Consider the following 23826-nt stretch of genomic DNA (forward strand, 5'->3'; position numbering starts at 1 on the left):
TGCCGTGCGTCTGGTCAGTCCGGAGCCGCGACGCCGAGGAGGGCGCCGATCGCCGCGTCGAGTCGGCTGCGGACCTCGTCCTCCAGCTCGGGGTCGTAGGTGAGCTGGGAGGCGACGCCGCCCGCGAGCGCCCAGACGGCCCAGGCGGCGGTGTCGGGATCGACCCACGCGGGGATCTCGCCCTCAGCACGCCCGCGTGCCACGAGCGAGGCGATGAGCCCGCGGAGTCGGGCGTCGCTCTCGGCGATGGCGGCGGCGATGTCCGGATCGACGAGCGCGACCTGCGCGAACACCTCGCCCTGGCGGTGTGCGGCTCGGCGTGGTTCATCGAGCGGGAGGACGCCGATGAACAGGTCGACGAGCCACTGTCGCAGGTTCGGGCGGCCCGGTTCGCCGGGTGGCAGGGGCGCGGAGGTGTCGCGGAGTCGGGTGAACGCCGCCGCCACCATCCGCTGCTTGCTCGGGAACGCCTTCTGCACGGAACCGAGCGAGCAGTCGTCCTCACTCGCGACGGCGCGGAACGACAGGGCACCCAGGCCGGATCGTGCGACGATCCGCAGCGCCGCGTCGGCAAGTTCGGTCTGGCGGTCGGTCAGGTCCACGTTCTCAGGGTAGGGCTGGGGCGTCGGTCGTCGCTGATCCGTCCGACCGCGAGGACGTTCGTCGCCCGAGGAGCACCACGTAGCCGAGCATGACGACGCAGGCGGCACCGAGTCCGACGAGTGACCGGCTGTCGGTCGCGTCGCCGCCGATGAAGCTGACGAAGTTCCAGGCGGCGTGCCAGGCGATCGCCGGCCAGAGGCTGCCGGTGAGCACGAAGAGTTGGGCGGCGACGAGGCCGAACAGGGCTGCGAACGCCACCTGCAGGATGGAGGAACCGACGTCCGCACCGCCCGCGAGGTTCGCCAGGTGCAGGACGCCGAAGAGGACGGAACTGCCGACGACGGCCGTGCGGGTACTGCGTGCGCGGAGGATCGCGAACACGATGCCGCGGAACCAGGTCTCCTCGTTCAGCGCGACGGCGACGACGAGGACTCCGTACGCCGCGACGGTCGGTGCGTCGACCCGGACGCCCTGGGTGCCGAGGATGATCAGGACGGTGGCGACGGCCGGGATGAACCACAGTGCGGCGCGTGCTCGCCGCGGACGCCGGTAGCCGAAGTCGCGGACTCGAGGCGGCGACAGGCGCATGACGACCAGGCCGAGAATCGCGGAGACGGCTGCTCCGGCGGCGAGGACGAGGGCGGCTCCGGCCTCGCTCGCCCCGAAGAGTTGCGCTGCTGCTGACGCGCCGGCCGTGAACACCACGGGGACCAGTGCGAAGGCGATGGCAGCGAGCCACGGCGCGCGCACGCGCCAGCTCGCGGCGGGGTGGTTGCTGAGCAGATCGGGCGTTGAAGTGGGCGATGAGAGAGAGGACACGCGGACAGAATACATGTGTATTCCGTTTGGCGTGATTGCCGGATGCGGTCGGGTGCGGAGCGGCCCACCGAGGCCCTCACCGAGCTCCCTCCGGTCACTGAGCACCCTCCTCGGTCACTGAGCGCGTTCCTCGGTCACTGAGCTTGTCGAAGTGCGCCCTCCGCTCACTGAGCCCCCGCCGGTCACTGAGCCTGTCGAAGTGCGCCCTTCGACAAGCTCAGGGACCGGGGATAGGAGCGCTCCTGGACAAGCGCGGGCGCCGGACGCGAAACGCCCTTCGACAAGCTCACGGACCGGGGCTCGGCCGTGGCGACGTTCGCCTCACTCCACAGGCGGCAGCAGCTCGAACGCCAGCGGCTCGGTCGCGACCCCGTTCACCTGCAGCGCGATCCCGTGTGCACCCGGGTGGTAGCGACGGGTGGTGATCGCGCGGAACGAGTGCTCCCGGGTGAGGAGGATGTGCTCGCCGGGGGCCAGCTCGGTCGTCGTCAGCTTGAACGTCTTCGTCGTCTGCGAGCCGTTCGCCTTCAGGTGGTGCACGACGTAGTCGATCGCCAAGCGGGCGGTCTCGGCACCGGCGTTGCGGACGGTCGCGACGAATCGGACCGTTCCACCGAACGGAATGTGGGCGCTGTCGACCGCGAAGCCCTCGACCTCCGTCGTCGCCGCGCCGAAACCGAGGGCCGCGAGGGCGCCCGGGTCGCCGCGCTTCACGAGCGTTCGGAGCGCGTGGCGGACGAGTGCCGGGGTGTTGGCGTCGGGGTCGGCCAGCCAGCGGTCGGCAGTTGCGACGACGAAGTCGGGGTCGTCGCGGCTGAGGTCGTTGAGGTGGTTGGCGACGGACCGGCGAACGTATTCGCTCGGGTCGCGGTAGAGGGCATCGAGGATCGGGGCGGTGACGCCCGGGTTCGCGACGATCTCCCGCACGCGCACGGCCCACGGCAGGTAGGGGCGCGTGCCCTCGCTGGCGAGGCGGCGGATGTGCTCGTTGTCGGAGATGGTCCAGTCGAGGACGATGGCGAGCGCGCGATCGAGATCGTGGCGGAGCAGGGTGCGGATGGCGAACTCGGCGCTGAGGCGCTCGGTGAGTTCGGCGAGGAGTCGCATGGCGTCGTCGAAGGCATCCGGGGTGCCCTCGACGACAGCACGGGCTGCGACGGCGCTCGTCACCGGCCAGATGAGCCAGCCGGTGAACGCGGGGTTCGTCGCCTGGGCGGTGCGGATGATGCCGGCGAGCGTCGCGTAGTCGCCCGAGACGTCCTCGAGCAGGGCGTCGCGCAGGAGGTCGGCCCGCTCGCGGAGGGCGAGGCCGTCGAGGTGCTCGGCAGCGTGGGCCGTGGCGTCGAACGGGTTGCCCGGCGCGGCCTCCTGGAGCGAACGGGTGAGGGTGCGGGCGACGGCGGTGCCGAGGAGCTCGTCTGCGAAGGGCATACGGCGATCATGGCGTGTGCCGCTGACAGCTGTGCTGGGCCTGGGTTGAGTTGCCCGGAAGTGTTCTCAATCCGCGCAATCTGCGACAGATCCAGGCGACTCAAGGTGCTCGGGCGTCGCCGCCTGTGCTGAGTCGCCCGAAACTGTTCCAAACTCGCGCAATTCGCAACACATCCGGGCAACTCAGGGCGGTTGGGCGTTGTTGCACTCGGCACTTCCGACGCCATCAACGAGGTCGGTTCGACACCCAACCGGCCCAGTGTCAGACTCGGAACGTGACGATCGGCGACCGACAACAGCACTCCCAGCAGCTCAGCGGCGGGCTCCACGGAGCTGATCACAACCTCCTCGAACGCCTCAACGCGGCACATGCCGAAGCCCAGATGGTCGGATGGGACTTCTCACGGTTGGACGACGCGCTGATCTCCGACAGTCCATGGTGGGACTTCGAAGCCGACTGCCTGCACGCGCTGCGAGACTCACGCATCGGAGCCCTGGATCTGGGAACGGGCGGCGGAGAGCGGTTGTCCGCGCTCCTGGAGTCGCTCTCCCGGGAGTCAGCACGCCCGCCCCTGGTCGTCGCTACTGAAGGATGGCAGCCCAACGTCCCGGTCGCGCGAGCGCGACTCGAGCCCCAGCGTGTAGCGGTCCTGCAGTACGACTCCGATGCCGGCGACGTCCTCGGCCTCCCCGATCAGAGCCAGGATCTCGTGATGTCTCGGCACGAGTCCTACGACGCGGCCGAGGTCGCCCGCGTCTTGGCCCCCGGCGGCAGGTTCCTGACCCAACAGGTTGACGGCTTCGACGCACCCCAGATCCATGAATGGTTCGGGAGTGAGTACACCCACCCCGATGTCACCGTGGAAGCCCACGCGGAGGCTCTGCGGGAAGCGGGGATGCGGATCGACCAGGTCGACTCATGGGAGGGATCGATGCAGTTCAAGGATGCTGTCGCCCTCGTCACGTACATCGGCCTCGTCCCGTGGGATGCTCCCGACTTCACCGTGCAGGCGCATGCTCAGCGACTCTCCGAGCTGAACGCAGCAGCCCCCATCACCGTGACGCAGCGCCGGTTCCGGATCTACGCCACCAAGGAATAGCGGCCGACCGGCGTTCCGCCTCCGTTCACCCGGTCGCGATAGCCTGGCGCGCATGACTGCATCGCTGACTGCCCTGGCCGAAGAACTCACGCGTCGGGGCCTCGTCGCCTCACCGGAGATCGAGGACACCTTCGTCTACGGGCTCGCCCGCTTCGACGCGATCGACGCCGAGGTCATGCTCAACGTCGACCCCGAACCCGAGGAGCAGGAGGGCGAGCCGGAGCCGGCGGCGCTCGCCGACTTGGCGCAGCGGGTGCTGTCGACGCCGACGGCGGAGTGGAAGGTGCTGCTCGACCGGGTGGCGTCGGAGATCGAGGAAGCCGTCGAGTCGGACGAGGTCATCGAGACCGCCGACCTGCGTGACGACCTCGTGCTGCGCTCGGTGATCGTCTTCATCGACGCGGTGCTGCTCTCGTTCGACGCGCCGAAGCAGTTCCCCGACAGCTCGGTGCTGGTGCAGCTCGACGCCGACCTCGCGTTCGAGGCCGTCGAGGTCGAGCCCGACGAGGACGACGAAGAGGGTGTCGAGTCGATCAAGTTCTCGACCGTCGAGGAGCTCGTGCGGCGTCTCTCGATGTGAGCGCGGCGTCGGTCGCTGGGCCCGTGTCTCCTCCGATCCGTGAGCGTGTCAGAGGGGTGTCCGTGACCTGCACATCCCCGGTCCCTGAGCTTGTCGAAGGGCAGACATGGGCACGGTGACACGCGTCGTTCGACAACCCGTCCTCTGGGCGGTCCTCGGCCTGACCGCCCTCTACATCGCGATCATCCTGCTGTTCGTCACGAACTTCGACGGCGGCTGCCGCGAGTCCTATCCGATGAGCTGCCAGTTCCTGGAAGTCGACCTGCCTGGCTTGCTCACCACGGTGCTTCTCCTCGCGGTCGTCGCTGTCGCCGCGGGCATCTGCGCCGCGCGTCCACGATCGGTCGCGAGAGGAGCGCTGCTCGCTGCGCTCGGAGCCGGTGTCGTCGCCATCATGGTCCTGGGTTTCGGACTGTCGACGAATCCCGCTTGGGAGTGGCGGTACTGACTGGGAGTCGCCCGGTCAGTCGTGACGTTCCTGCCACCCTGAGGCCGGTGCCGTCGACTTCGTGACGAGTTGTGACACCGGCCGCTGGCCAGATATCGCGCTCACCGCCGACACTGTCCGCATGACTCTCCTCACGAACGACCTCGCCACCGTCCCCAACGTCTCTGCAATCGAGCGCGCGGACCGCCTCGCTGCCGCGGGCGCCTCCTGGTCCGAGCGGATCGCCTCCGCGCCATCGAGTGCGGCGCTCACCTACCGCGTCTCCGGCTCTGGCGAGGGGTCGGTCGCGAGTGCGATCACCGCGGGCAAGCACCGCTTCCTCGTCGACGAGCCGGCCGCGCTGGCCGGGGACGATGTCGCGGCGAGCCCGGTGGAGTTCGCGCTCGGTGCGCTCATCTCCTGCCAGATCGTGGTCTACCGGCTGTACGCGAGCGTGCTGGGCATCCAGGTCGACGACATCAGTGTCGATGCGGAGGGCGACCTCGACGTGCGCAACCTCTTCGGCATCACGGACGAGGTGCGGGCGGGCTTCTCGAAGATCCGGCTGAGCATCAGCATCACCGGCCCCGAGACCGAGGACCGCTACCAGGAGCTACGCGCCGCGGTCGATGCGCACTGCCCGGTGCTCGACCTGTTTCAGAACCCGACGCCGGTGGAGATCAGCGTCTCGAAAGGCTGATCGGCCCTAGCTCCATTTCAATGTGGCACGGTTCCAGACTCGTCCTGCGGCGCTGCCATCGAGTGCCGGCTCGATGAGCGATCGAGCCAGCGACTGTGCGTCACCGATGGTTCGGAACTGCTCGCAGGCGGGCACACTCTTCGAGAGCTTTGCATAATTGGCGCCCCAGTGCGGCGGCACGTGGAGCGTGTGGGGCAGGTCGAGCGAGCGCATGCGTGCCTCAACCTGGAGAGCGGTTGTGAGCTTCGCGCCATCGATGTCCTGGGTCACGGCGAGCACGACGAGGTCGACCAGATCCTTCTCACGGCTCGACGGGCGGCCGTTGTAGAGCGAGAGCGTGGCGCACACCTTGTCCGCGATCTGATCGACGACCGAATACAGCCGATAGGGGTGGTTGGCCAGCTTCGGCAGATCGAGCGCATTGGCTGGCGAGGCGGATTCCGGGTCGTCCGTGGTGATGACGTTCGACACGAGGTCCACGTGGAGCTGGCCCTTGCGACTTGCCCCGATCGAGACGTCGAAGCTCACCCGGTATCCGTCGACGTAGGCCTGCTGGTCCCCACCGATCGACGGCACGTACCCGGTGTAGTCGAAGCGGAAGAAGTCTCCGAGGTCGGTCTCGGCGAGACGGCGAAGCTCGCTGAGAGCAGCATCGAGGGAATGACCGCTCCGAGTGAGGTCGACGTCGATGGTCGCCCGTGCCGATGCCACCCGCGCGAGCATGCCGGTGCCGCCCTTGAGGATCCAGCCGGACACGTGGCCTTCGGAGAAGACCCGGCTGAGGAATCGGTTGAAGTACTCGAGGCGAATACGCTCGCTCGTCGTCAGCGATGGATTCGAGCGAGACGTGTTGCGTGCGGCGGCGGCGATTGCGGACTCCACTGCTGCGGGCGTTGCATAGCGTTCCTGTCCGCTCACTCCTCGGCGCTCCGCTGAGTCCGTGATGTCGCCGTCGCGATGGAAGCCCAGTCATAGCCCTTGAGGGCTTTCGCTGTGTTCGCTTGCATGTCGGCCATGGCGCGCGTGGACATCGCTGCGACGAGATCGCTCATCTGTTCGGCCTGTGATCGCACTGCTTTCCCGAAAATTGCGTTGATGCCATCGATATCCGGGAACATCCGTTTGAAATCGAACTCGGGCAGCTGGCTGAGGTAGTTCGCCGTGATGAGTGCCCCGAGGTCGGGGATGGCCGCCAGGTGTTTCGCAACCGATGCGGCGTCGATGCCTGCGATCTGCAGCAGCTCTTCGAGGAGCGCATCCCCATCACCCTTGCGGTGGCCGTTCCGTTCGGCGAGCGGGCCGAGGAGCCCGCTCAGGCGGTCGAGGTCTAGGCGAGACTGCTGCGCGGCATCGCGGAGAACGCCAGCGACGAGGCTGAGATCCTGTCGGTCCTCGACCAGGTCCGCGATCGTCCGTTCTCGTGTCGTGACGGGGAGGCCGTCGCGGACCGTCACATCCTGCCCAGGAAGCGACCGGGTGCGGTACCGCACGTCCGGGCGTTGCGTCTGCTTGCGCGTGGGCGTCGTGAACTCGCTTCTGGAGGCGCGCAGATCGCCGATGGCATGGAGTCTGCTGGCCGACTCGCCGGACACGACTGCGGTGTTCGGCACGTCCTCGAGTCGCTCGTACGCGAGCTTCTTGGGTTCGATCGCGAGCCAGGCTGCGCGGAGCTCCTCGTGTTCGACGCTTGGAGCGCCAGCATCCCGGTACACGCCCTGCGCCAGTCGGACCAGGCTTCCTGACTCGGTCAGCCTGGTGAGGTTCATGTGGCTGATGCCGCGCGCGCCGGCCTGCGCGGAGGTGACCATGCCCCACTGGGACTCGGTCACCTCCGCGAGTGTGCGGAGCGACTCTCGGGAATGCATACTTGGATTCTAACGCTTCAAGCGTTAGTTTCCAAGATTGCAAGCGCCCTTCTGGTCGCTCTCGGCAAGAGCAGCCCGAGCTCGGTGCTCAGAGGAACCTACTCGTTGAGGTCCATGCTCGAGGCGGAGCACGACGCCGAGGCGTACGCGCCGGTCGACGTGTTCTCGGCGAGCACCTTGCCGTCGACGGTGATCTTGCAGGAGATGTCACCCGCGTCGTCGGCACCGTTCATCGCCATGACGTAGAAGGAGCTGTAGTCGAAGGTGCCACCGGCCTTGATGGTGAACTCCTTGGTGAAGGGGAGCGCCTGGTCGTTGGCCTGCTCGGTGCCGCTGTTGCCGTCGGTGAACGTCATGTACGTGATCGACGATGCGGCGGACGTGCCGGTGACCTCGTAGACGACGGTGACGTCGCGGTCGGCTTCAGCGGACGACTCGGCCTGCGCGGTCTTGATGCCTTCGCTCACGGCGCCGGCGAACCCGGCGGTGTAGGTGATCGCGAGGATGATGCTGAGGATCATCGCGATGAGCGACAGGACCGTGCCCGCGATGGCGAAGCCCTTCGACTTGTTCTTGAGGAAGAGGGCGATGATGCCGAGCACCAGGCCGACGAAGGCGAGGAAGCCGGAGACGAAATTCACGAACGGGATGAACGCGCCGATGAGCGCGACGACACCGATGATGAGGGCGGCGAGTCCGAGACCGTTGCCGGTCTTCGCGGGCGGCGGCGTCGGCTGGCCGAAACCGGGCTCGCCGTAGGAGGCCTGGCCGTAGGGCTGCTGGCCCTGGGGTGCCTGGCCGTACGGCTGCTGACCGTAGGGCTCCTGCGGCGACGGAGGCTGCTCGGGGTAGGACATGGTGGTGGTGCCTTTCTGCGGTGTGGTCGGCCGGCGTGCTGGCGTCGGTCGGTGGTGCGGGGAAGGGAGTGGGAGAGTGCCTGGTCAGTGCTGCGTGCGCGACCCGGATGCCCGGCGGGTCAGTAGGGGTACGCGATGAGGCGTCGGTTGGCGGTGTCGACCTGGGACTGCATGGTGCAGAGGTCGATGATCCACCACACGAAGGCGGCGAGGATCGCGACGAAGCCGATGCCGAAGACGCTCAGTGCCCAGCCGCCCCACCAGAGCGCGATGAAGCCGATGCCGGCGCCGACGTTGCCCAGATAGAACTGGTGCGCACCGAAGCCGCCGAGGAGAATCGCCAGCAGGTAGCCGGTTCCGCTCTCCTTGAGCGGACGGGCATACGGGACCTGTGCCGGGTAGGGCTGGTGTGCGTAGGGCATGGGCGCATACGCGGCTGGAGCAGGGGGCGCTCCGTACTGCTGTGGTGCGGGAAGCATCGGCATTGGCCCGGTCGGAGCGAGCGGTGCAACGGCCGAGGTCCAGGCGGTGCCGTCCCAGTACTGCTGCTGACCGGGTCGCTGCGGGTTCGGGTACCAGCCGGCGGGAATGTGCCCGGGCTGCTGTGGGACAAGTGACATCGTGGTGCTTTCGGAGAGGGCATGCACCGGCGGAAGGTGCAGCGGGCAGGCGGCGAAGTCAGGTTCACGCCGTGAGGCCCCCTGTGCGTTCAGTCGGATGTCCGCACTGTGGGGGACATCGCTCCCAATGTAGGGCACGCGACCAACTTCGTGGAGGGGGTATCCCCTGGTCTGGCATCGGATCGTCTGTGTCGCTGTTGGGAGTGCGGTCGACTGCCTGAGGCCGCGAGAAGCCTGGGTTCTCGACTGTACGAGACGGGCACGCAGTTGCGGTTGAGTCGGAGCCGTGATGGAAGTGTCGGCCGGTGGCGCGAGGATGGCTGAATGACAGAATCATCAAGATGCGAAGCCGTCGCCGATGCGTTCCACCGACGGAAGCGCTATCCCGGTGTTCGATGCCATCTGTCCGCAGACCACGTGCTGAGCGCCTATCCCGTGACGCGATCGCACACCGCCTCCGTAGCTGGGGCCCTCTTCTTTTGGACCGACTCAGACTGGGACAAACGAGAGCGAAAGTTCATCACTCGCTACTGAACTGATGCTAGCCAGGTGAGGGGTGATGCGAAGTTCTGGCCCGGGGTACGTTGAGACCGATCGATGATGAGCTCAAGAAAGTGTCTCGAGCCGAGGCGTGTGGGGAGCCCGCGATCCCACCAAAGTGCGCCGCAGACCTCACGATTATGAGTCGTACGCTCTCCGAGTGCATGCCGCGCATTTCGTCATCGCAGACACCTCTTCCTACTTGTTCTCCGTCACCCCGCCGGCACCCGACGCGGAGCACGACACCGTCGCGTACGCGCCCGTCGACGTCTGCTCGGCGACCACGTCGCCGTCGACGGTGATCTTGCAGCTCACGGACCCGGTGTCCTCCGCGCCGTTCTGCGCCTGGAGGGAGTAGGAGGCGAAGTCGTACTGCTGGCCGGCCTTGACGGTCAGCTCTTTGATGAAGGGGAGCGCCTGACCGGAGGACTGCTCGGTGCTGCTGCTGCCGGCCGAGTACGTGGAGTAGACGATGGACGCGTCGGTCGCGGTGCCGTTGACCTCGTAGACGACGGAGATCTCCTTGTTGGCGGCCTCGGAGGACTTCGCTTCGGCGGTCTTCACGGCGTCGCCGATGAGCCCGGCGAACCCTGCCGTGTAGGTGATCGCGAGGATGATGCTCAGGACGATCGCGATGGCCGAGACGATCGTGCCGGTGACAGCGAAGCCCTTCTTCCGGTTCTTCAGGCACAGCGCGATGATGCCGAGCACAAGGCCGACGAGTCCGACGAACCCGGCGACATAGTTCAGGATCGGGATGAACGCCCCGATGAGCGCGAACCCGCCGACGATGAGGGCGGCGATGCCGAGGCCGTTGCCGCGCTTGCCGGTCTTCACCGGAGCCGGGCCGGGCACCGGCAGCGGGTAGGGCTGGTTCTGGGCGGGCGGCTGGTTCGAAGTGGACATGCGCGTGGTGCCTCTCTGCTGCGTTGGTTCCACCGTACCGAGGTCGACGCTCTGGATCACTGTCGTCTTCGGTTCGTGGCCCAAGCCAATAGCGAAGGGGCAGAGCATGTCAGCCCCGCCCCTTCACTTGCCAGCGCTCGTCGCTACCGGCTCGCGTCGCGGACGAGGGACGTGTCGACGAACTGCTCGAAGCGCACGATGAGCCCACCGCGGACGACGAAGTGGTGGGCCACCCGGGCGTTCAGCTCCTTGCCCGTGCCGCGGTGCGTCGCCGTGTACCGCGCGAGCACCACGACGTTATCGCCGTCGACCACGTAGGTGTCGTCGTGCGCGGTCCAGTCGGCCCAGTCCGCGCCGAGACGTTCCATCACGTTGCTCGTGACGCCCTCTGGTTTCCGGTACGTGCCGGCGAGCGGGAAGCCGGCCATCTCTGTCCACTCGACATCCGGGGCGAGGGTCGCGCGTAGTGCGTCGAGGTCGCCGGCGGCGGAGGCGAGGTACTGCCTCCGCACGACGTCCCGTGGTGCCGAGGACGGCTCGGTCGTGGTGGTCTCGTTCAGCCCCATGTCATCTCACCCTTCGCGACCTTCGGCCCGATCTGGGCGGCGATCAGCATGCCCGAGGACGGGTACTGCTCGACGAGGGCCTGCGTCGCAGCCGCACCATCGGCGGACGTCGCGACGATCGTCTCGAACGCCTGCAGGTACGAGCGCGTGTAGTCGATGGCGGTCGCGTCGTTCGCGGTGTCGGGGAGGCGGTGGCCGGCGATCACGAGCTGCGGGTCGAGGGCCTGCATCTCGTCGAGGAGCTCGATCCAGGCCGCGCGGAGTTCCGGCGTCGCCGTGTCGGCGGTCCACACGTGCTCCTGCTGGAAGAGAAGGACACCACCGAGGATGGCGCGGTGCTCCGCATTCCAGAGGTACTGGCGGTCCGGGAGGGCGGCTGAGGCGCCCTTGAGCTCGAGGCGTTGGCCGTCGACGACGAGTGCGTCGCCGCTGAGCGGGGTGAGGGGGACGAGCCGGGTCGGCAGGTTCGGGCCGAGGGAGGCCCAGGCGGTCAGCTTGCCGCCGAACGACGCGTTGATGTGCTCGATGACGATGGGGGTGGCGACGAGTGCTGCGTCGGGGAAAGCGTCCGCGATGACCTCGAGGCCGAAGGTGAAGTCGGGGTCGGCGTGGCTGACGAACACCGTGGTGAGCGTCTTGCCGGAGTCGAGGATGGCCGCGACGAGGCGGTGGCCGTCGGCACGGGTGAAACCGGCGTCGACGAGGAGCGCCTCGGTCTCGCCGGTCACGAGGACGGCGGACTTGTTCTTCGAACCTGCGGGGAAGTCGAGGTCGAAGACGTCGAAGTTGAGCGTCATGGTGGTGGATCCTTCGGTTGGACGAGGCTCGGTGCGCCCGAGTCGATGCCGCGGTGCGGCGTACATGACGGTACAACAAAAGCTGACTCGTCAGCTATTCCCGATCCCCGGATGAAGATCTCCCGACCGATCGGCGGCCTGGCCCCGGCGTCTACTGTGGAGACGTGACGACTGAGAACGAGTTCGCTTCGGCGAAGGATGCTGCGAGTGATGCGCGCATCCTGGTGTTCGGTCGTCTGTTGGGTGCCGCGAACGGGCTCGAGTATCTGCTGGGCAAGGAGCTCGAGGAGCAGACCGGCCTCAGCCACTCGCTGTTCGAGCTGTTGCTGATCGTCGGTCGGGCCGGTGCCAGCGGGCTGTCGGTGCGGGATATCGCACAGGCGAAGGTCGTGACGTCCGGCGGGGCGACGCGGCTCGTGCATCGCGCGGTCGAGCAGGGGCTGGTGAGTCGCCGGGCCTCTGCCGAGGATGGCCGGGTGCAGCTCATCGAGCTGACGGCGGAGGGCGAGCGGGCGGTCGTCGAGGCTGCGGGTCTGCATGCTCGGAACATCGAGCGCCTGATGCTGTCCGTCCTGCCGCCTGAGAACCGCGCGGCTTTCGAGGAGTCGGTCAAGACGTTGAGCAAGCACGCCTCGGGGGCGCTGCCGGTGATGCCTTAGGGCGCGTCGGCTCGTGTTCGACCCGTCGGCTTCGGTGCCTGCCCTCTGGCTTGCCGAGCATCCGTTTGGCTAGGCTCGCCGCATGAGCAGCGATGTCCCTCTCGTCCCAGGCGAAAACGCCTTCCCGCTCCACATCTTCGACGCCCTCGGCTTGGACCCGGTCGTGTTCAAGGACCGCATCGGCGGGTCCGTGATGGTGATCGAGAAGCGACCCGAGGATGGGCCGGTGACCATCCTCACCTCAGGGGTGTCACGGCTCGTGACCGACTCCGGCGAGCGGATCGAGCTCGCAGTGGAGGTCGTCGATGGTCAGCAAGGTGCCGCGATGGTCGCGCTGCGCATCGTGATCAACGAGATCGCGACCAACCGCCGGGTGCCACCGGTGCTCGCGCCGTGGCGTAACGGGACGCCGTTCCTCAACGGGACGGCGATCTCCGCGCTGCTGGTGACGCCATCGCGCTGGGGAGCGTCGTTCGACGAGATCCGGAACGAGGCCGGCCAAGTGGTCGGACATGTGCGGACGCTGCGGCTACTCACGGACGGCGAGGCCGCGGTCGCGGGGGAGCGTGGGTGGGATGCGCTCGTTGCCGAGGTGGGGTCGGTGGATGCGTTGTTGGATGTGGAGCGGGGCGACAGAGTCTGAGCCCTAGTTCTGCTTGTTCTTCCGTATCCCGCCTAGACCAGCCGATATTCCGGGGGTCCGAGGCCACTGCGCAAGGCTGAACCCTGCCTACGATAGTTCGGCCCGGTTCAGAGCGCGATCCGGTGGCGAGCCTGCCTGAACGATCCAGATCCGGCAGGATGAGCGCCTCTCGAACGCATGTGCCGGCTTCGCGAAGGACCGCAGCCGTACGCCAACCGGCTCGCCGTGATCTTCAGATAGCAATGCCCACGCTTGAGACAGCCTTGACTCGCTCCTGGGGTTGCTCGATGTGTGACAGCCGGCGAGGAGCCGTAGAGTTCAAGCTACAGACTTCGATTGAACGTCCGCACGGCCACGAAAACGAACGCAAGGAACCAAAGATCTTGACCAAGCCCACCGTGATTTCAGACACCAAACGTCATGGTCAGCACTACACGCCGACGGAGCTTGCCGAGTTTCTTGCCTCGCAATCAATGAAGTATCTCGCAGACCGCGAGGGGGAGATAGTCGTTGTGGACCCCGCCTGTGGCGATGGCGAGCTGCTACTCGCTGCTGCTGCTGAGGTGGGTAGCTCTGGCGGAAGATTTAAGTCCATAAGACTTATTGGATATGACATAGACGAGGAAGCAATCAGTGTTGCGCGGGAGCGCCTGGCATTGGCGGGGTTGCAAGCCGAGATAATTCACGAAGACTTCCTTATCGCGCAGAGAACCATGCAGGCGCAGTCTATTGACCTAATCATTACAAATCCTCCGTATGTGCGGACGCAACATCTCGGTCAAGCTTCCGCGCAGCTCCTCGCGGCAGAATTCGGGTTATCGGGACGCGTGGACCTGACACATGCGTTCGTAACTACGGCTTCGAGGTTGCTTAGACCGGGCGGAGTGCTTGGCTTGCTTTGTTCCAACCGTGTGCTCACCACTCTGGCCGGAGAGAACGTGCGGCGTGCGCTTGTCCACGACGGTCTTCATGTGAGCGCTCTGTACGACTTGGGCGATACTAAACTGTTCAGAGCGGCCGTACTCCCAGCGATAGTAATCGCGAGCCGAAATGAGCCAACGGGTGAGCCGGTTAGATTCGTCAGCGCATACCAGTTAGCTAGTGGCAGCAAGGCGGAGTCACAGCCGCTCTTCGATGCTCTTAGTGACCCGGCGTCCAGCACAGCGTTGCACGGGGGCAAGCATTACCAAGTCAAGGTTGGAACGTTCACCGCAACTAGCGATGTGAGGACGCCATGGCGCCTCTCCGAAACTGCGTCCGACAAGTGGCTCGACGACGTGAAAGCGGGAACCTGGAAGACTTTCGGAGATGTTGCCAAGATCCGCGTGGGCATTAAAACGACCGCAGACAAGGTGTTCCTAAGTGATGATTGGGATCGCGCCGCGCCTGAGGTCGAGGATGAACTGCTACTGCCGCTTATTACGCAGAGCAACGTGACGCCGTGGAGCATCGCACCCGAGCTTGAGATGAAGGTGCTCTACCCCTACGACCTAAGCTCGGAAAAGCGCCGGACCTTAGACATTGATGTGTGGCCGGGTGCGAAGCAGTATCTACTGCGCCACGAGGAGCAGCTACGTGGGCGGAGATATGTCATCGAAGGAGGCCGCGAGTGGTGGGAGATCTGGGTCCCGCAGCGCCCGTCTCTATGGGCCATCCCAAAGATTGTCTTCCCCGATATTAGCGAGCAGCCCAGATTTGCGCTCGATACGACCGGATCTGTAGTGAATGGCAATTGTTACTGGATCTCCCTGAGTGATATTGGAGATGAGGACATCGCCTTTCTTATGCTTGCGGTCGCCAATTCAGGCGTCGGCGTACGCTTCTACGACGAGGTTTGCGGCAATAAGCTATATTCGGGCAAGCGTCGCTGGATTACTCAGTATGTGAATCGCCTGCCGCTGCCTGTGCCTACGACCCCGGAGGCGAAAAAGGTTATTCTTCACGCCCGTGCTCTCGCCGCATCCGGGCAATTCGACGAAGCGTCCGCAGAAAGGCTCGAGATCGAAGTGGAGGCCGCGTTCGTTGCATCTGCGCGTGCGGTTGTGGCACCGGGTGCTGAGGAGCGCGCTGCTACTCTCTTCTAAGTCCGAACCAGGCGGTTGGGAGTTTCAGCTGAAGCTTTTTATTCGAGGTGAGTCCCCCAAACTGGCGATACTCTTTGAAGAAGTCCGCACCCGTCGATAAGACAAGGCTATCTACGGTGAAGATAGCGCCCGTTCGGGTAGCGTAGAAGATCGCGTAGCGGACGTCGCGGACGTCGAGTAGTCCGTTGGCGGAGGCGAGCGGTGTGTCTGAGTCCGGGAGTTCTAGACCCAAGTCGACAGTGCGCGCGAGCTGCAGCTTCACTTCGACCAGCTGAGAGAGAATGTCGGGAAACTGCCCGTTGTCGGCGAACCTGCTTGCCCCAAGGCGCTCGCAGGCCTCGCGGTGGATGACGGTGCCACGGTTGCGTTCCTGAACGACACCCGGATCGTCGTATGTCCGCCCAACCATAGGTTTGAGTCGCTCGTACACGTCCGCAATCCGGAGGACTTCACCGGGCTTGGGCTGAGCGACAGGTGAGCCGACGGACGAGTGGTCGCCCGGCTTCAATCGACTGATGAAGTTGCTAGTGTCGATGGCTGACACGAGTTTTGATCCAGCTGACGCGCCGATTCGCGCGGCCTGGAACTTCGTGGTTAGCTTGCCCGTTTTGTCAAACTGCGCAAGGTCTGCTCCGGCGATGACCTTGACGTCGCGAATCTCGAAGTCGTCGAGAATCAGAATGACGTACCGCCGCTCGGCATCGACTTCGTCGTTCCAGATTTGCAGGTTACTTGCCTGCTGCGCGTAGACGTCAATTGCTGGGTGGGGAAGGCGTGGGCCTCCTCTCACCTTCACGAAGGCTGGTGGGGCTTCGTAACCGAGCGCCTCACAGACGAGGGTCTTCGCGACCTTCGCCCTGGTCCGAACCGGCAGCCCGGCTAGGTCTGTATTGCCGACCAACTCCGTTTTGAGAAGCACTTCGAGATGATGCGGTGCGAAGAAAAAGCGGGAGTCCGCGGTCGCGGATTGAGCATATAGATGTATTGCGTTCCAAGCCACTTGGTCACGAACGGTCATCGCTTCGCCCAGCGCGTCACCTGCCCTCACGCCTTGCTCGCCCAGTCTATTTGGTCCTGATGTTCCAATGTCCTGCCGCCCTAGTGTAGATATATGAAATAAGTGTAATTGAAACGTGATATTTAATGGAAACGCTGTGCGCACCACCACGGTTCTTAGCCCAACCTTGCAAGAATTCTCGCTAATGCGCAATTCAGGTCGAGGCGTCTTTCTGCATTCGCTGTGCATTTGGTCGGAGACTCGGGAGTTCGGCCGCCATCTAGATTGGCATTCCACGAGACGACGAACTAGTTGCCTGCTTGACATGATCGCTCTGGGGAGGGGCAAGATATGGAACGGGGTGTCCAGTTGCCAACGATGACGCCGGTTCAAGGTCGCTCACGCGCAGGGCTCGAGAAGCAACTATCGTGTTCGCCGAGCTCTACCTTGCGCATCTGGTTATCGGGACGGCCGATGCAACTTATCTGGTCGAATCTTCGTGCCAAGGACCGGGAACGTCGTCGAATAGTGGACGTCCGCCTAGGGCGTACCCTGCGCCTGAACTCCGCGTCCTCAGCCCGCCCCGTCAGCGGGTATCGTGTCGGCCCTGTGGATAGATCCCCCAGCCCCTGGCCTCATCTCTGTGTTGCACTGACGTCGAACTGAGGGGGTGCGACCATTGAGACGTTGTGGGCACCAGCACTTTCTCGGCGAGTTGAGTCGTCGTAGTCGCCCTCGTCCACGGAAGTTCCCCTCTGACCTTGGTGTCGCAAGCTGTCGTTAGAGTTCGTACAGGCGCGCCCGGCAGACTTCTTGGTGTCGCATCGTCGACGCCACGCTGTCGCGATAGACACGACCGGCGAAGTTCTGTCGCGGTCTTTGATGCATGAGCTCTGCGCTCGACTCAAACGCACCACCCCGATGAAAGGCCTCACACGTGGACGCTTCTGAACTCAACTCCGCCGTCGGCCAGGGACTCGAGCAGCTTGGGCTGGGGCTGCGGCCAGTCGTGGAAGGCGCGTTCGCCGAGGTGGTCACTGGGATCGAGTGGAGGCGCATCCTCGAGGAGAAGGACCGCGCAGCCGGGGGCGGGCACGGGCGGTACTCGGCGACCGACGTATCGCTGATGCTTCGGGCGATGACCGAACGGATCGGGGAGCTGGGATACCCGTTCGACCGTGTGCTGTCTCGGAGTGCTCGAGGGTACGCGAGTGAGCTTCGGGAGGTTCGGAACGCCTGGGCTGACAACGCGGGGTTCACGGAGCAGTCGGCGTACCGGGCGTTGGATTCGATGCAGTTGCTGTTGGAGAGCGTTGGGGCTGCGGAGCAGGCTGTGGTTGTGAGGGAGTTGAAGGGGCGGGTGTTGAGCCCTTCGACAAGCTCAGGGACCGAGGGGGTTGCGTTGGGCGAGGCGGGGAGCGGTGGCGAGATGGGCCCTTCGACAGGCTCAGGGACCGAGGTGGATGCGTTGGGCGGGATGGCTGACGGTGGGGAGATGGGCCCTTCGACAGGCTCAGGGACCGACGGAGCCAGTGAGCAGAGCGCCGCAGGCTCCTTGCCCGCCGAAGGCGCCGAGGGCGCGGCCCCCGCCTCCGTCTCCATCCGCGTCAGCGCGACGCCGACGCTCAGCTACGCGATGGCGCACTGCAGCATCGCGGTGATCGACGAGATCGTCCTCGAGAACCATGGCGGGGAACGCCGGGCGGCGTCCGTCGAGATTGACGTCGTCACCGCCGACGGCGCCCTCGCCGACACCAAGGTGCTCCTCGCCGACCTCGGCGAAGACCGCACCACCCTGCTCCGCAGCCCCGAGGTCCTCCTCGACCCACGCCGCATGCTCCTCGTCGAAGAGCAGCGTCCCGGCGTCATCCGCGTCACCGTGCGCGACGCCGCCGGCACGCAGCTCGGCACCGTCGAGAGTCCCGTCACCGTGCTCGCGTCCAACCAGTGGATAGCCGCCCCCGTGCAGCTCGGTCTCGAGCTCCTCGCCGCCCACGTACAGCCCAACGCCCTCGTCGTCAGCGAGCTCATGCTCGAAGTCTCCGACCTCCTCGAGCGGCAGACCGGCAACAGCTCCCTCGCCACCTACCAACTCGACGACCCCGCCCGCATCGACGCCATCGTCGCCGCCGTCTGGGACGCCGCCCGCGCCCGCGACATCCGCTACGCCGAACCGCCCGCCAGCTGGGGCCAGAGCGGCCAGAAGGTCCGCACCCCCGAGGAAGTCCTCACCAGCCACCTCGGCACCTGCCTCGACACCACCATCCTGCTCGCATCCGTCCTCGAAGCCATCGGCATCCACCCCCTCCTCTGGCTCCTCAAGGACCACATCTTCCTCGGCTACTGGCGCGTCCAGACCACCCTCGACGTCGTCGCCAGCACCGACGTCTCCGAAGCCGTCAACTCCCTCGAACTCGGCCGCATCGGCGTCGTCGAGACCACCATGCTCACCGGCACCTCCGCCACCTTCGCCGAGGCCTCCCGCCGGCCCCACACCGACCACCTCGCCGGCTCGCTCGACGACTTCATCGGCGTCACCGACGTCGTCCAGGCCCGCCTCCGCAAGATCTACCCGCTGCCCAGCCGCCGCATCAACGCCGAGGGCGAACCCGTCGTCACCCTCTACCAGGCACCCGAAGCCCGCGCCCTCACGCAGGATGCCCCGGCCACCGCCGAATCGACCGCCGCTGGCCACGGCCCCGACGTCCCCAAGCGCGTCTCCACGTGGAAGAACGCCCTTCTCGACCTCAGCCTCCGCAACAAGCTCATCAACTACACCGATCGCTCCGGCTTCGAGCTCGCCGTCCCCGGCCCCGCGCTCGGCCGCCTCGAGGACAGCATCAACCACGGCACCCCGCTCACCCTCGTCGCCTCCGACAGCGTCGCGACGATCGACCAGCAGCGCGGCATCCGCTTCGGCCGCGACCTCGACGAGAGCGACCGCATCACCTTCCTCGAGGACAAGAAGAGCGCCTTCATCGACGTCACCGAGGCCGCGTACCCGACGAAGCTCCGCGCCCTCGCCTACAAGGCCAAGACGATCGTCGAGGAGACGGGCGCCAACAACCTCTACCTCGCGTTCGGCATGCTGAGCTGGCGCTTCGGCGACCGCGACCTCCGCTCACCCCTCGTGCTCGTGCCCGTCACGCTCACGACCACGAGCCGTGGCTCCTCCTACCGCCTCACCCTTGACGAGTCGGGCTCCTCCACACCCAACTACTGCCTGCTCGAGAAGCTGCGCCTGAGCCTCGGCCTGGAGATCCCCGGACTCGCGAACCCCGTCGAGGACGGCTCCGGCATCGACCTCCCGGCCGCGTTCACCGCCGTGCGTCAGGCGATCCTCGACGCCGGCCTCCCGTTCCGCGTGGAGGAGACGGCGTCGCTGTCGATCCTCCAGTTCGCGAAGTACCGGCTGTGGAAGGACCTCGACGAGAACTGGGAGACGCTCGCCTCCAACAGCCTCGTCGACCACCTCATCAACTCGCCGCTCGAGGCCTACGCCGACCCCACGCCCGCGCAGACCGACACCGACCTCGACCGCCTCGGCCTCGACTGCCCGGTCTCCGCCGACTCCTCGCAGCTCGACGCCGTCGCCGAAGCGGTCGCCGGCCGCACCTTCGTGCTCGAAGGCCCTCCCGGCACCGGCAAGTCGCAGACCATCACCAACCTCCTCGCCCGCTCGCTCGCCGAGGGCAAGAGGGTCCTGTTCGTCGCCGAGAAGCGTGCGGCGCTCAACGTCGTCAAGCAGCGGCTCGAAGACGTCGGACTCGGCGCGTTCTCGCTCGACCTCCACGACAAGGGCGCCAGGCCCAACGTCGTCCGCGCGCAGATCAAGACCGGCCTCGACCTCCGCACCAAGGCCGACATCGACGCGCTGAGCACCAACCGCGAGCTGTCCGAGTCCGGCCTCCGCACCCTCACCCGATACGCCGACCGCCTCCACGAGGTCAACGCCGCCGGCTTCTCCCTCTACTCCGCGCGGAGTCGCCTGCTCGCGATGGACCACGACCTCGTCCCGATGGCGATCCCCGAGCAGCTCGTCGCCGCCGGCACGCCCGAGGCGTTCGAGGAACTGCGGCAGGTGTTCCGCGACCTCCCCGAGCGCTCCGACCTCGCACGCCCGAGCACGACCCACCCGTGGGCATTCCTCGACGGCCCCTCGGCTCCCGGGCTGGACGCCGCGACCGTGCAGCAGGCCGCACGCGCACTGGACGCAGCTCTGGCCGTGACGCTCGACGCCGGCCTCCCGATGGACGCCCTGCGTCTCGCAACGCGCCCCGACCTCCTCGGCCTCTGGTCGACCGCCGTCGCCGCACCGCGTCTGCCGATCGGCGCGCTCATGGCGGGGACCAGGCCCGAGGACTTCACTCGGCTCGACGACGCCCTCGCCGGCGCCGAACAGCTCCGCGACGCCCAGGCCGAGTGGCGCTCGACGTTCACGCCGGCCATCCTCGACCGCGACATCGCCGGCCCGCTCCACGCCGCCGAGCAGGCTGCTGCGTCGAGCTTCTTCGGTCGGAAGAAGCGGCTCCGGGACGCGCTCGCCCAGCTGAGCGATGTGCTCGCCGTCGACGCAGCGTCGTTCAAGGTCAAGCAGCTCGTGCCGCAGCTCACCGAGGCGAAGGCGGCGCAGGACCGCCTCGTCCAGCTGCGCGGCACGCTCCGGTCCACCGCACTGCCGCTCGTCGGCGACCGCTGGAACCCGCTCGTCGAGCCGACCCAGCCCGTGCGCGAACTCCTCGGCTGGTACCGCTGGCTGTCGGAGGGCTTCCGCCTGCCGGGCACTCCCGACGACGCGTTCATCACCGCCGTCCGCGACCACTACGCCACGACCCAGCCGTCGCAGCAGGCGGCCCAGGCGCTGACGACGCTCGCGAGCACCTGGAGCGACGTCCTGCGCACCGCGTCCGTCAGCACCGAGCGCCTGTCGGCGTGGTCGGGTGGCGAGGGCTTCCTGCAGGCCTGGTGGTCGACGCGCGACGCCCGCCGTCTCGACGCCGCCGAGCCCGTCGTCCTCGAACGCTGGCTCGACCTCGTGCGGGTCGTCGAACCGCTCCGCACCCACGGACTCGACGACGTCCGCGCTGCGATCCTCGCCGGTCGCATCGAGACCGAGGACGCGACGCTCGCCTTCGAGAAGGGCCTCGCACAGGCGTCGATCGACGAGCGCGAGCGCACCACCACGCTCGACGCCTTCGATGCCACCGCCCACAACCGCAGCGTCACCCGCTTCACCACGAGCGTGAAGGCCGTGCGCGAGGAACTGCCTCGGGCGATCCCGGCGTCCGTGCTCGGGCTAAGGACGTTCAGTTCGCAGTCGGAGAGCGGTCAGGTCGGTGGTCTGCGTCGCCAGATCGACCGCCAGCGCGGCGGGATGAGCGTCCGTGCGCTGCTCGAGAACTTCGGCGAGCTCATCACGCAGATCATGCCGTGCACGCTCGCGAGCCCGGAGTCGGTCGCGCGGTTCTTCCCGGCCGCCGCCGAGCTGTTCGACATCGTCGTGTTCGACGAGGCGTCGCAGATCCGGGTCGCCGACGCGATCGGGGCGATGGGGCGTTCGCGCTCGGTCGTGGTCGTGGGCGACAGCAAGCAGATGCCGCCGACGACGTTCGCCGAGGCTGGTGCGACGATCGACGACGACGCCGACTTCACGAGCGAGGTGCTGCAGGACGAGGAGTCGATCCTCTCCGAGTGCGTGCAGGCGCGGGTGCCGAGCAAGTGGCTGTCGTGGCACTACCGCAGCCAGGACGAGTCGCTCATCGCGTTCTCGAACCACCACTACTACGACAGCCAGTTGTCGTCGTTCCCGGCGCCGTTCGCGGGTGCGGGCGACGGTGGGGTCGCGGGTCACGGGCTGGCTTTCGTGCGGCTCGACGGGCAATTCGAGCGGGGCGGTCGTGGCAAGTCGATGCGGACGAACCCGGTGGAGGCGCAGGCGATCGTCGAGGAGATCTCGCGTCGCTTCGAGGCCTCGCCGGACGAGACGCCGTCGCTCGGGGTCATCACCTTCAACGCGCAGCAGCGGACGCTGATCGAGGATCTGCTGCGCGACAGTGCCGACCCGCGGATCGCGCTGGCGCTCGACGAGCAGGACGGACTCTTCGTCAAGAACTTGGAGAACGTGCAGGGCGACGAGCGCGACACGATCCTGTTCTCGATCGCGTTCAGTGCGAACGAGAAGGGCGTGATCCCGCTGAACTTCGGGCCGCTCACGCGGGCGGGTGGCGAGCGGCGGTTGAACGTGGCGGTGACGCGGGCGCGGCGACAGGTGGTGTTGTTCGCGAGCTTCGACCCGTCGGAGCTGCGGGCGGAGCAGACCTCGTCGATCGGCATCAAGCACCTGAAGGCGTATCTGGAGCTGGCACAGCGGGGGAGCGAGGCCGCGGGCGAGGACGGTCGTCGGCAGGCGATCATCGACCGCCACCGCGACGAGATCGCCGACGAGCTGCGCTACGCCGGGAACGCCGTGCGGACGGATGTGGGCTTGTCGGACTTCCGCGTCGACATCAGCATCGCGACCGAGGCGGAGCCCGACCGGCCGCTGGTCGCGGTGCTGCTCGACGGGGCGTCGTGGCGTGAGCGTCGGACGGTCGCGGACCGTGACGGACTTCCGGTCGAGGTGCTGAGTGGCCTGATGCGGTGGCCGGGCGTCGAGCGCGTGTGGCTGCCGGAGTGGTTGCACCACCGTGAGGAGGTGCTGGACCGGTTGGTCGCGGCGGTCGAGGCTGCGGCTGAGCGGGCTGCTGCGGGGAGTGCGGTGGCGGAGGTGTCGGGTGTTGCGGAGTCGGATCCGGCTGATGCGTCGGTTGCCGATGATGCCGATGTCGCTCCCGATGCCTCGGATGCGCCCGCACCCGTTCGCAGCGCCCGCGTGCGCGAGTGGTCGGAGCGGCTGGCTTCGCTGGAGACCCTGTCGGAGTTCCGTGACCGCAAGGTCGGTTCGGCGCAGCCCGTCGAGGCGGTGCCGGTGGCGGACACGTCCGCGCGGCACTCGGAGCTCTCGGACTACCAGCCCTGGGACGCCCCCACGCTGGGCGGGATCGAAGTGCTCGACCGGTTGCCGGGTCGTCAGTCGGTCGTCGCGGTGCAGGGCGCGATCCGTGCGGCGGTGGAGGCCGAGGGGCCGATCCACGTGACGCGTCTGGCGAAGCTGGTCGCGGGTGCGTTCGGTCTCGACCGGGTGGTGGGTTCGCGGGCGAAGTCGATCCTCGACAAGGTCCCGGCCGAGTTGCTGGGTCGCTCAGACGAGCCGTTCGCCTGGCCGACCTCGATCGACCCTCTCACGTGGCGCGGTGCCCGTCAGTCCTCGGCGGATGTGGCCCGAGCGATCGAGCACATCTCCCTGGTGGAGATCGCGAACGCGATGGCGATCGCCGCGGAGGAGTCCGCCGGCCTCTCGCCCGACGAACTCCGCCGCGAGACCCTCGCCATCTTCGGCGGCAAGCGAGTCACCGCTGCGATCGGGTCGCGCCTGGACGAGGCCCTCGAGTTCGGATTGGCCTCGGGGCGTCTGGTCCGAAGTGGGGAACACACCATCACGGCCCAGCCTCTTTGAGACGTGTCTACGTTCGTCGTCCAGCCTCCGAACGACGCCGGGGACTGATCGGTGGGCAGTGCTGCTCGGGCCCGATC

General features: G+C 66.8%; 19 protein-coding genes and 1 pseudogene. 9 read left to right on the plus strand and 11 right to left on the minus strand.

What is annotated here, in order from left to right; translation table 11 throughout:
- Positions 1-14 precede the first annotated feature (14 nt).
- The 3 genes from IFT89_RS04810 to IFT89_RS04820 form a co-directional block, all read right to left on the minus strand.
- On the minus strand, positions 15-602 hold the full coding sequence (locus IFT89_RS04810) for a TetR/AcrR family transcriptional regulator (RefSeq protein ID WP_202938383.1): 588 nt from the start codon (positions 600-602) through the stop codon (positions 15-17).
- 4 nt (positions 603-606) lie between these two features.
- The gene (locus IFT89_RS04815; protein WP_202938384.1) at positions 607-1422 is read right to left on the minus strand and encodes a CPBP family intramembrane glutamic endopeptidase; all 816 of its coding nucleotides are present in this window, start codon (positions 1420-1422) and stop codon (positions 607-609) included.
- 321 nt (positions 1423-1743) lie between these two features.
- Positions 1744-2853, minus strand: a complete 1110-nt coding sequence (locus IFT89_RS04820; RefSeq protein ID WP_202938385.1) for a DNA alkylation repair protein — start codon at positions 2851-2853, stop codon at positions 1744-1746.
- A 275-nt stretch (positions 2854-3128) separates the two neighbouring features.
- Between IFT89_RS04820 and IFT89_RS04825 the strand changes: the two genes are divergently transcribed.
- From IFT89_RS04825 to IFT89_RS04840, 4 genes are all read left to right on the plus strand, one after another.
- Entirely contained in the window at positions 3129-3953 is an 825-nt protein-coding gene (locus tag IFT89_RS04825; protein ID WP_307783434.1) for a class I SAM-dependent methyltransferase, read from the plus strand.
- A 52-nt stretch (positions 3954-4005) separates the two neighbouring features.
- Positions 4006-4533 carry a hypothetical protein gene (locus IFT89_RS04830; RefSeq protein ID WP_079003398.1) on the plus strand — a complete coding sequence of 176 codons (528 nt, stop codon included), beginning with the start codon at positions 4006-4008 and terminating at the stop codon, positions 4531-4533.
- Between the two features lie 106 nt (positions 4534-4639).
- The gene (locus IFT89_RS04835; RefSeq protein WP_202938386.1) at positions 4640-4981 is read left to right on the plus strand and encodes a hypothetical protein; all 342 of its coding nucleotides are present in this window, start codon (positions 4640-4642) and stop codon (positions 4979-4981) included.
- A gap of 121 nt (positions 4982-5102) precedes the next feature.
- Positions 5103-5660 (plus strand): OsmC family protein, encoded by a 558-nt coding sequence (locus tag IFT89_RS04840; RefSeq protein WP_202938387.1) that lies wholly within the window; start codon positions 5103-5105, stop codon positions 5658-5660.
- A 6-nt stretch (positions 5661-5666) separates the two neighbouring features.
- Here the strand turns inward: IFT89_RS04840 and IFT89_RS04845 are convergent, their stop codons facing one another.
- The 7 genes from IFT89_RS04845 to IFT89_RS04875 all read right to left on the minus strand — a co-directional run bounded on the left by IFT89_RS04845 (position 5667) and on the right by IFT89_RS04875 (position 11811).
- Positions 5667-6578, minus strand: a complete 912-nt coding sequence (locus IFT89_RS04845) for a nucleotidyl transferase AbiEii/AbiGii toxin family protein (RefSeq protein ID WP_202938388.1) — start codon at positions 6576-6578, stop codon at positions 5667-5669.
- Positions 6575-7525 (minus strand): type IV toxin-antitoxin system AbiEi family antitoxin domain-containing protein, encoded by a 951-nt coding sequence (locus IFT89_RS04850; protein ID WP_202938389.1) that lies wholly within the window; start codon positions 7523-7525, stop codon positions 6575-6577. The genes IFT89_RS04845 and IFT89_RS04850 overlap by 4 nt, the downstream gene beginning before the upstream one ends.
- A gap of 98 nt (positions 7526-7623) precedes the next feature.
- Positions 7624-8382: an MmpS family transport accessory protein gene (locus IFT89_RS04855; protein WP_202938390.1), complete on the minus strand. Its 759-nt coding sequence runs from the start codon at positions 8380-8382 to the stop codon at positions 7624-7626.
- A gap of 119 nt (positions 8383-8501) precedes the next feature.
- Positions 8502-9002: a DUF2510 domain-containing protein gene (locus IFT89_RS04860; protein ID WP_202938391.1), complete on the minus strand. Its 501-nt coding sequence runs from the start codon at positions 9000-9002 to the stop codon at positions 8502-8504.
- Positions 9003-9740: 738 nt separating this feature from the next.
- Complete coding sequence (locus IFT89_RS04865; RefSeq protein WP_202938392.1) at positions 9741-10448, minus strand: MmpS family transport accessory protein; 708 nt, start codon at positions 10446-10448, stop codon at positions 9741-9743.
- A gap of 143 nt (positions 10449-10591) precedes the next feature.
- Positions 10592-11014: a nuclear transport factor 2 family protein gene (locus IFT89_RS04870; protein ID WP_202938393.1), complete on the minus strand. Its 423-nt coding sequence runs from the start codon at positions 11012-11014 to the stop codon at positions 10592-10594.
- Positions 11005-11811, minus strand: coding sequence for an MBL fold metallo-hydrolase (locus tag IFT89_RS04875; RefSeq protein ID WP_202938394.1), 807 nt, complete (start codon positions 11809-11811; stop codon positions 11005-11007). The genes IFT89_RS04870 and IFT89_RS04875 overlap by 10 nt, the downstream gene beginning before the upstream one ends.
- Before the next feature lie 164 nt (positions 11812-11975).
- Between IFT89_RS04875 and IFT89_RS04880 the strand changes: the two genes are divergently transcribed.
- From IFT89_RS04880 to IFT89_RS04890, 3 genes are all read left to right on the plus strand, one after another.
- The gene (locus tag IFT89_RS04880; protein ID WP_202938395.1) at positions 11976-12470 is read left to right on the plus strand and encodes a MarR family winged helix-turn-helix transcriptional regulator; all 495 of its coding nucleotides are present in this window, start codon (positions 11976-11978) and stop codon (positions 12468-12470) included.
- A 193-nt stretch (positions 12471-12663) separates the two neighbouring features.
- A complete protein-coding gene (locus IFT89_RS04885) occupies positions 12664-13113 on the plus strand; it encodes a suppressor of fused domain protein (RefSeq protein ID WP_244650600.1) in 450 nt (149 codons plus the stop codon).
- A gap of 383 nt (positions 13114-13496) precedes the next feature.
- Positions 13497-15197: an N-6 DNA methylase gene (locus IFT89_RS04890; protein WP_202938397.1), complete on the plus strand. Its 1701-nt coding sequence runs from the start codon at positions 13497-13499 to the stop codon at positions 15195-15197.
- On the opposite strand, the gene IFT89_RS04895 is transcribed toward IFT89_RS04890, so the two are convergent.
- Positions 15184-16245, minus strand: coding sequence for a restriction endonuclease (locus tag IFT89_RS04895; RefSeq protein ID WP_202938398.1), 1062 nt, complete (start codon positions 16243-16245; stop codon positions 15184-15186). The two genes, IFT89_RS04890 and IFT89_RS04895, sit on opposite strands and share 14 nt — an antisense overlap.
- 886 nt (positions 16246-17131) lie before the next feature.
- Here IFT89_RS04895 and IFT89_RS20900 point away from each other — a divergent pair.
- Together IFT89_RS20900 and IFT89_RS04900 are read left to right on the plus strand one after the other, a co-directional pair.
- Positions 17132-17500, plus strand: a pseudogene (locus tag IFT89_RS20900) (Swt1 family HEPN domain-containing protein); the annotation flags it as partial.
- Between the two features lie 189 nt (positions 17501-17689).
- The gene (locus tag IFT89_RS04900; protein ID WP_244650593.1) at positions 17690-23749 is read left to right on the plus strand and encodes a DUF4011 domain-containing protein; all 6060 of its coding nucleotides are present in this window, start codon (positions 17690-17692) and stop codon (positions 23747-23749) included.
- The last annotated feature ends 77 nt before the right edge of the window (positions 23750-23826 follow it).

Origin of the sequence: Plantibacter sp. CFBP 13570 (assembly GCF_014841395.1) — a bacterium.
GTDB classification, from domain to species: Bacteria; Actinomycetota; Actinomycetes; order Actinomycetales; family Microbacteriaceae; genus Plantibacter; species Plantibacter auratus.

What these genes read in the sequence shown, in the direction of transcription:
- IFT89_RS04820 (WP_202938385.1), bottom strand. Translation starts at nt 2,853, where the DNA reads ATGCCCTTCGCAGACGAGCTCCTCGGCACCGCCGTCGCCCGCACCCTC.
- IFT89_RS04830 (WP_079003398.1), top strand. Translation starts at nt 4,006, where the DNA reads ATGACTGCATCGCTGACTGCCCTGGCCGAAGAACTCACGCGTCGGGGC.
- IFT89_RS04835 (WP_202938386.1), top strand. Translation starts at nt 4,640, where the DNA reads ATGGGCACGGTGACACGCGTCGTTCGACAACCCGTCCTCTGGGCGGTC.
- IFT89_RS04840 (WP_202938387.1), top strand. Translation starts at nt 5,103, where the DNA reads ATGACTCTCCTCACGAACGACCTCGCCACCGTCCCCAACGTCTCTGCA.
- IFT89_RS04850 (WP_202938389.1), bottom strand. Translation starts at nt 7,525, where the DNA reads ATGCATTCCCGAGAGTCGCTCCGCACACTCGCGGAGGTGACCGAGTCC.
- IFT89_RS04855 (WP_202938390.1), bottom strand. Translation starts at nt 8,382, where the DNA reads ATGTCCTACCCCGAGCAGCCTCCGTCGCCGCAGGAGCCCTACGGTCAG.
- IFT89_RS04860 (WP_202938391.1), bottom strand. Translation starts at nt 9,002, where the DNA reads ATGTCACTTGTCCCACAGCAGCCCGGGCACATTCCCGCCGGCTGGTAC.
- IFT89_RS04865 (WP_202938392.1), bottom strand. Translation starts at nt 10,448, where the DNA reads ATGTCCACTTCGAACCAGCCGCCCGCCCAGAACCAGCCCTACCCGCTG.
- IFT89_RS04870 (WP_202938393.1), bottom strand. Translation starts at nt 11,014, where the DNA reads ATGGGGCTGAACGAGACCACCACGACCGAGCCGTCCTCGGCACCACGG.
- IFT89_RS04875 (WP_202938394.1), bottom strand. Translation starts at nt 11,811, where the DNA reads ATGACGCTCAACTTCGACGTCTTCGACCTCGACTTCCCCGCAGGTTCG.
- IFT89_RS04885 (WP_244650600.1), top strand. Translation starts at nt 12,664, where the DNA reads ATGGTGATCGAGAAGCGACCCGAGGATGGGCCGGTGACCATCCTCACC.
- IFT89_RS04900 (WP_244650593.1), top strand. Translation starts at nt 17,690, where the DNA reads ATGGGCCCTTCGACAGGCTCAGGGACCGACGGAGCCAGTGAGCAGAGC.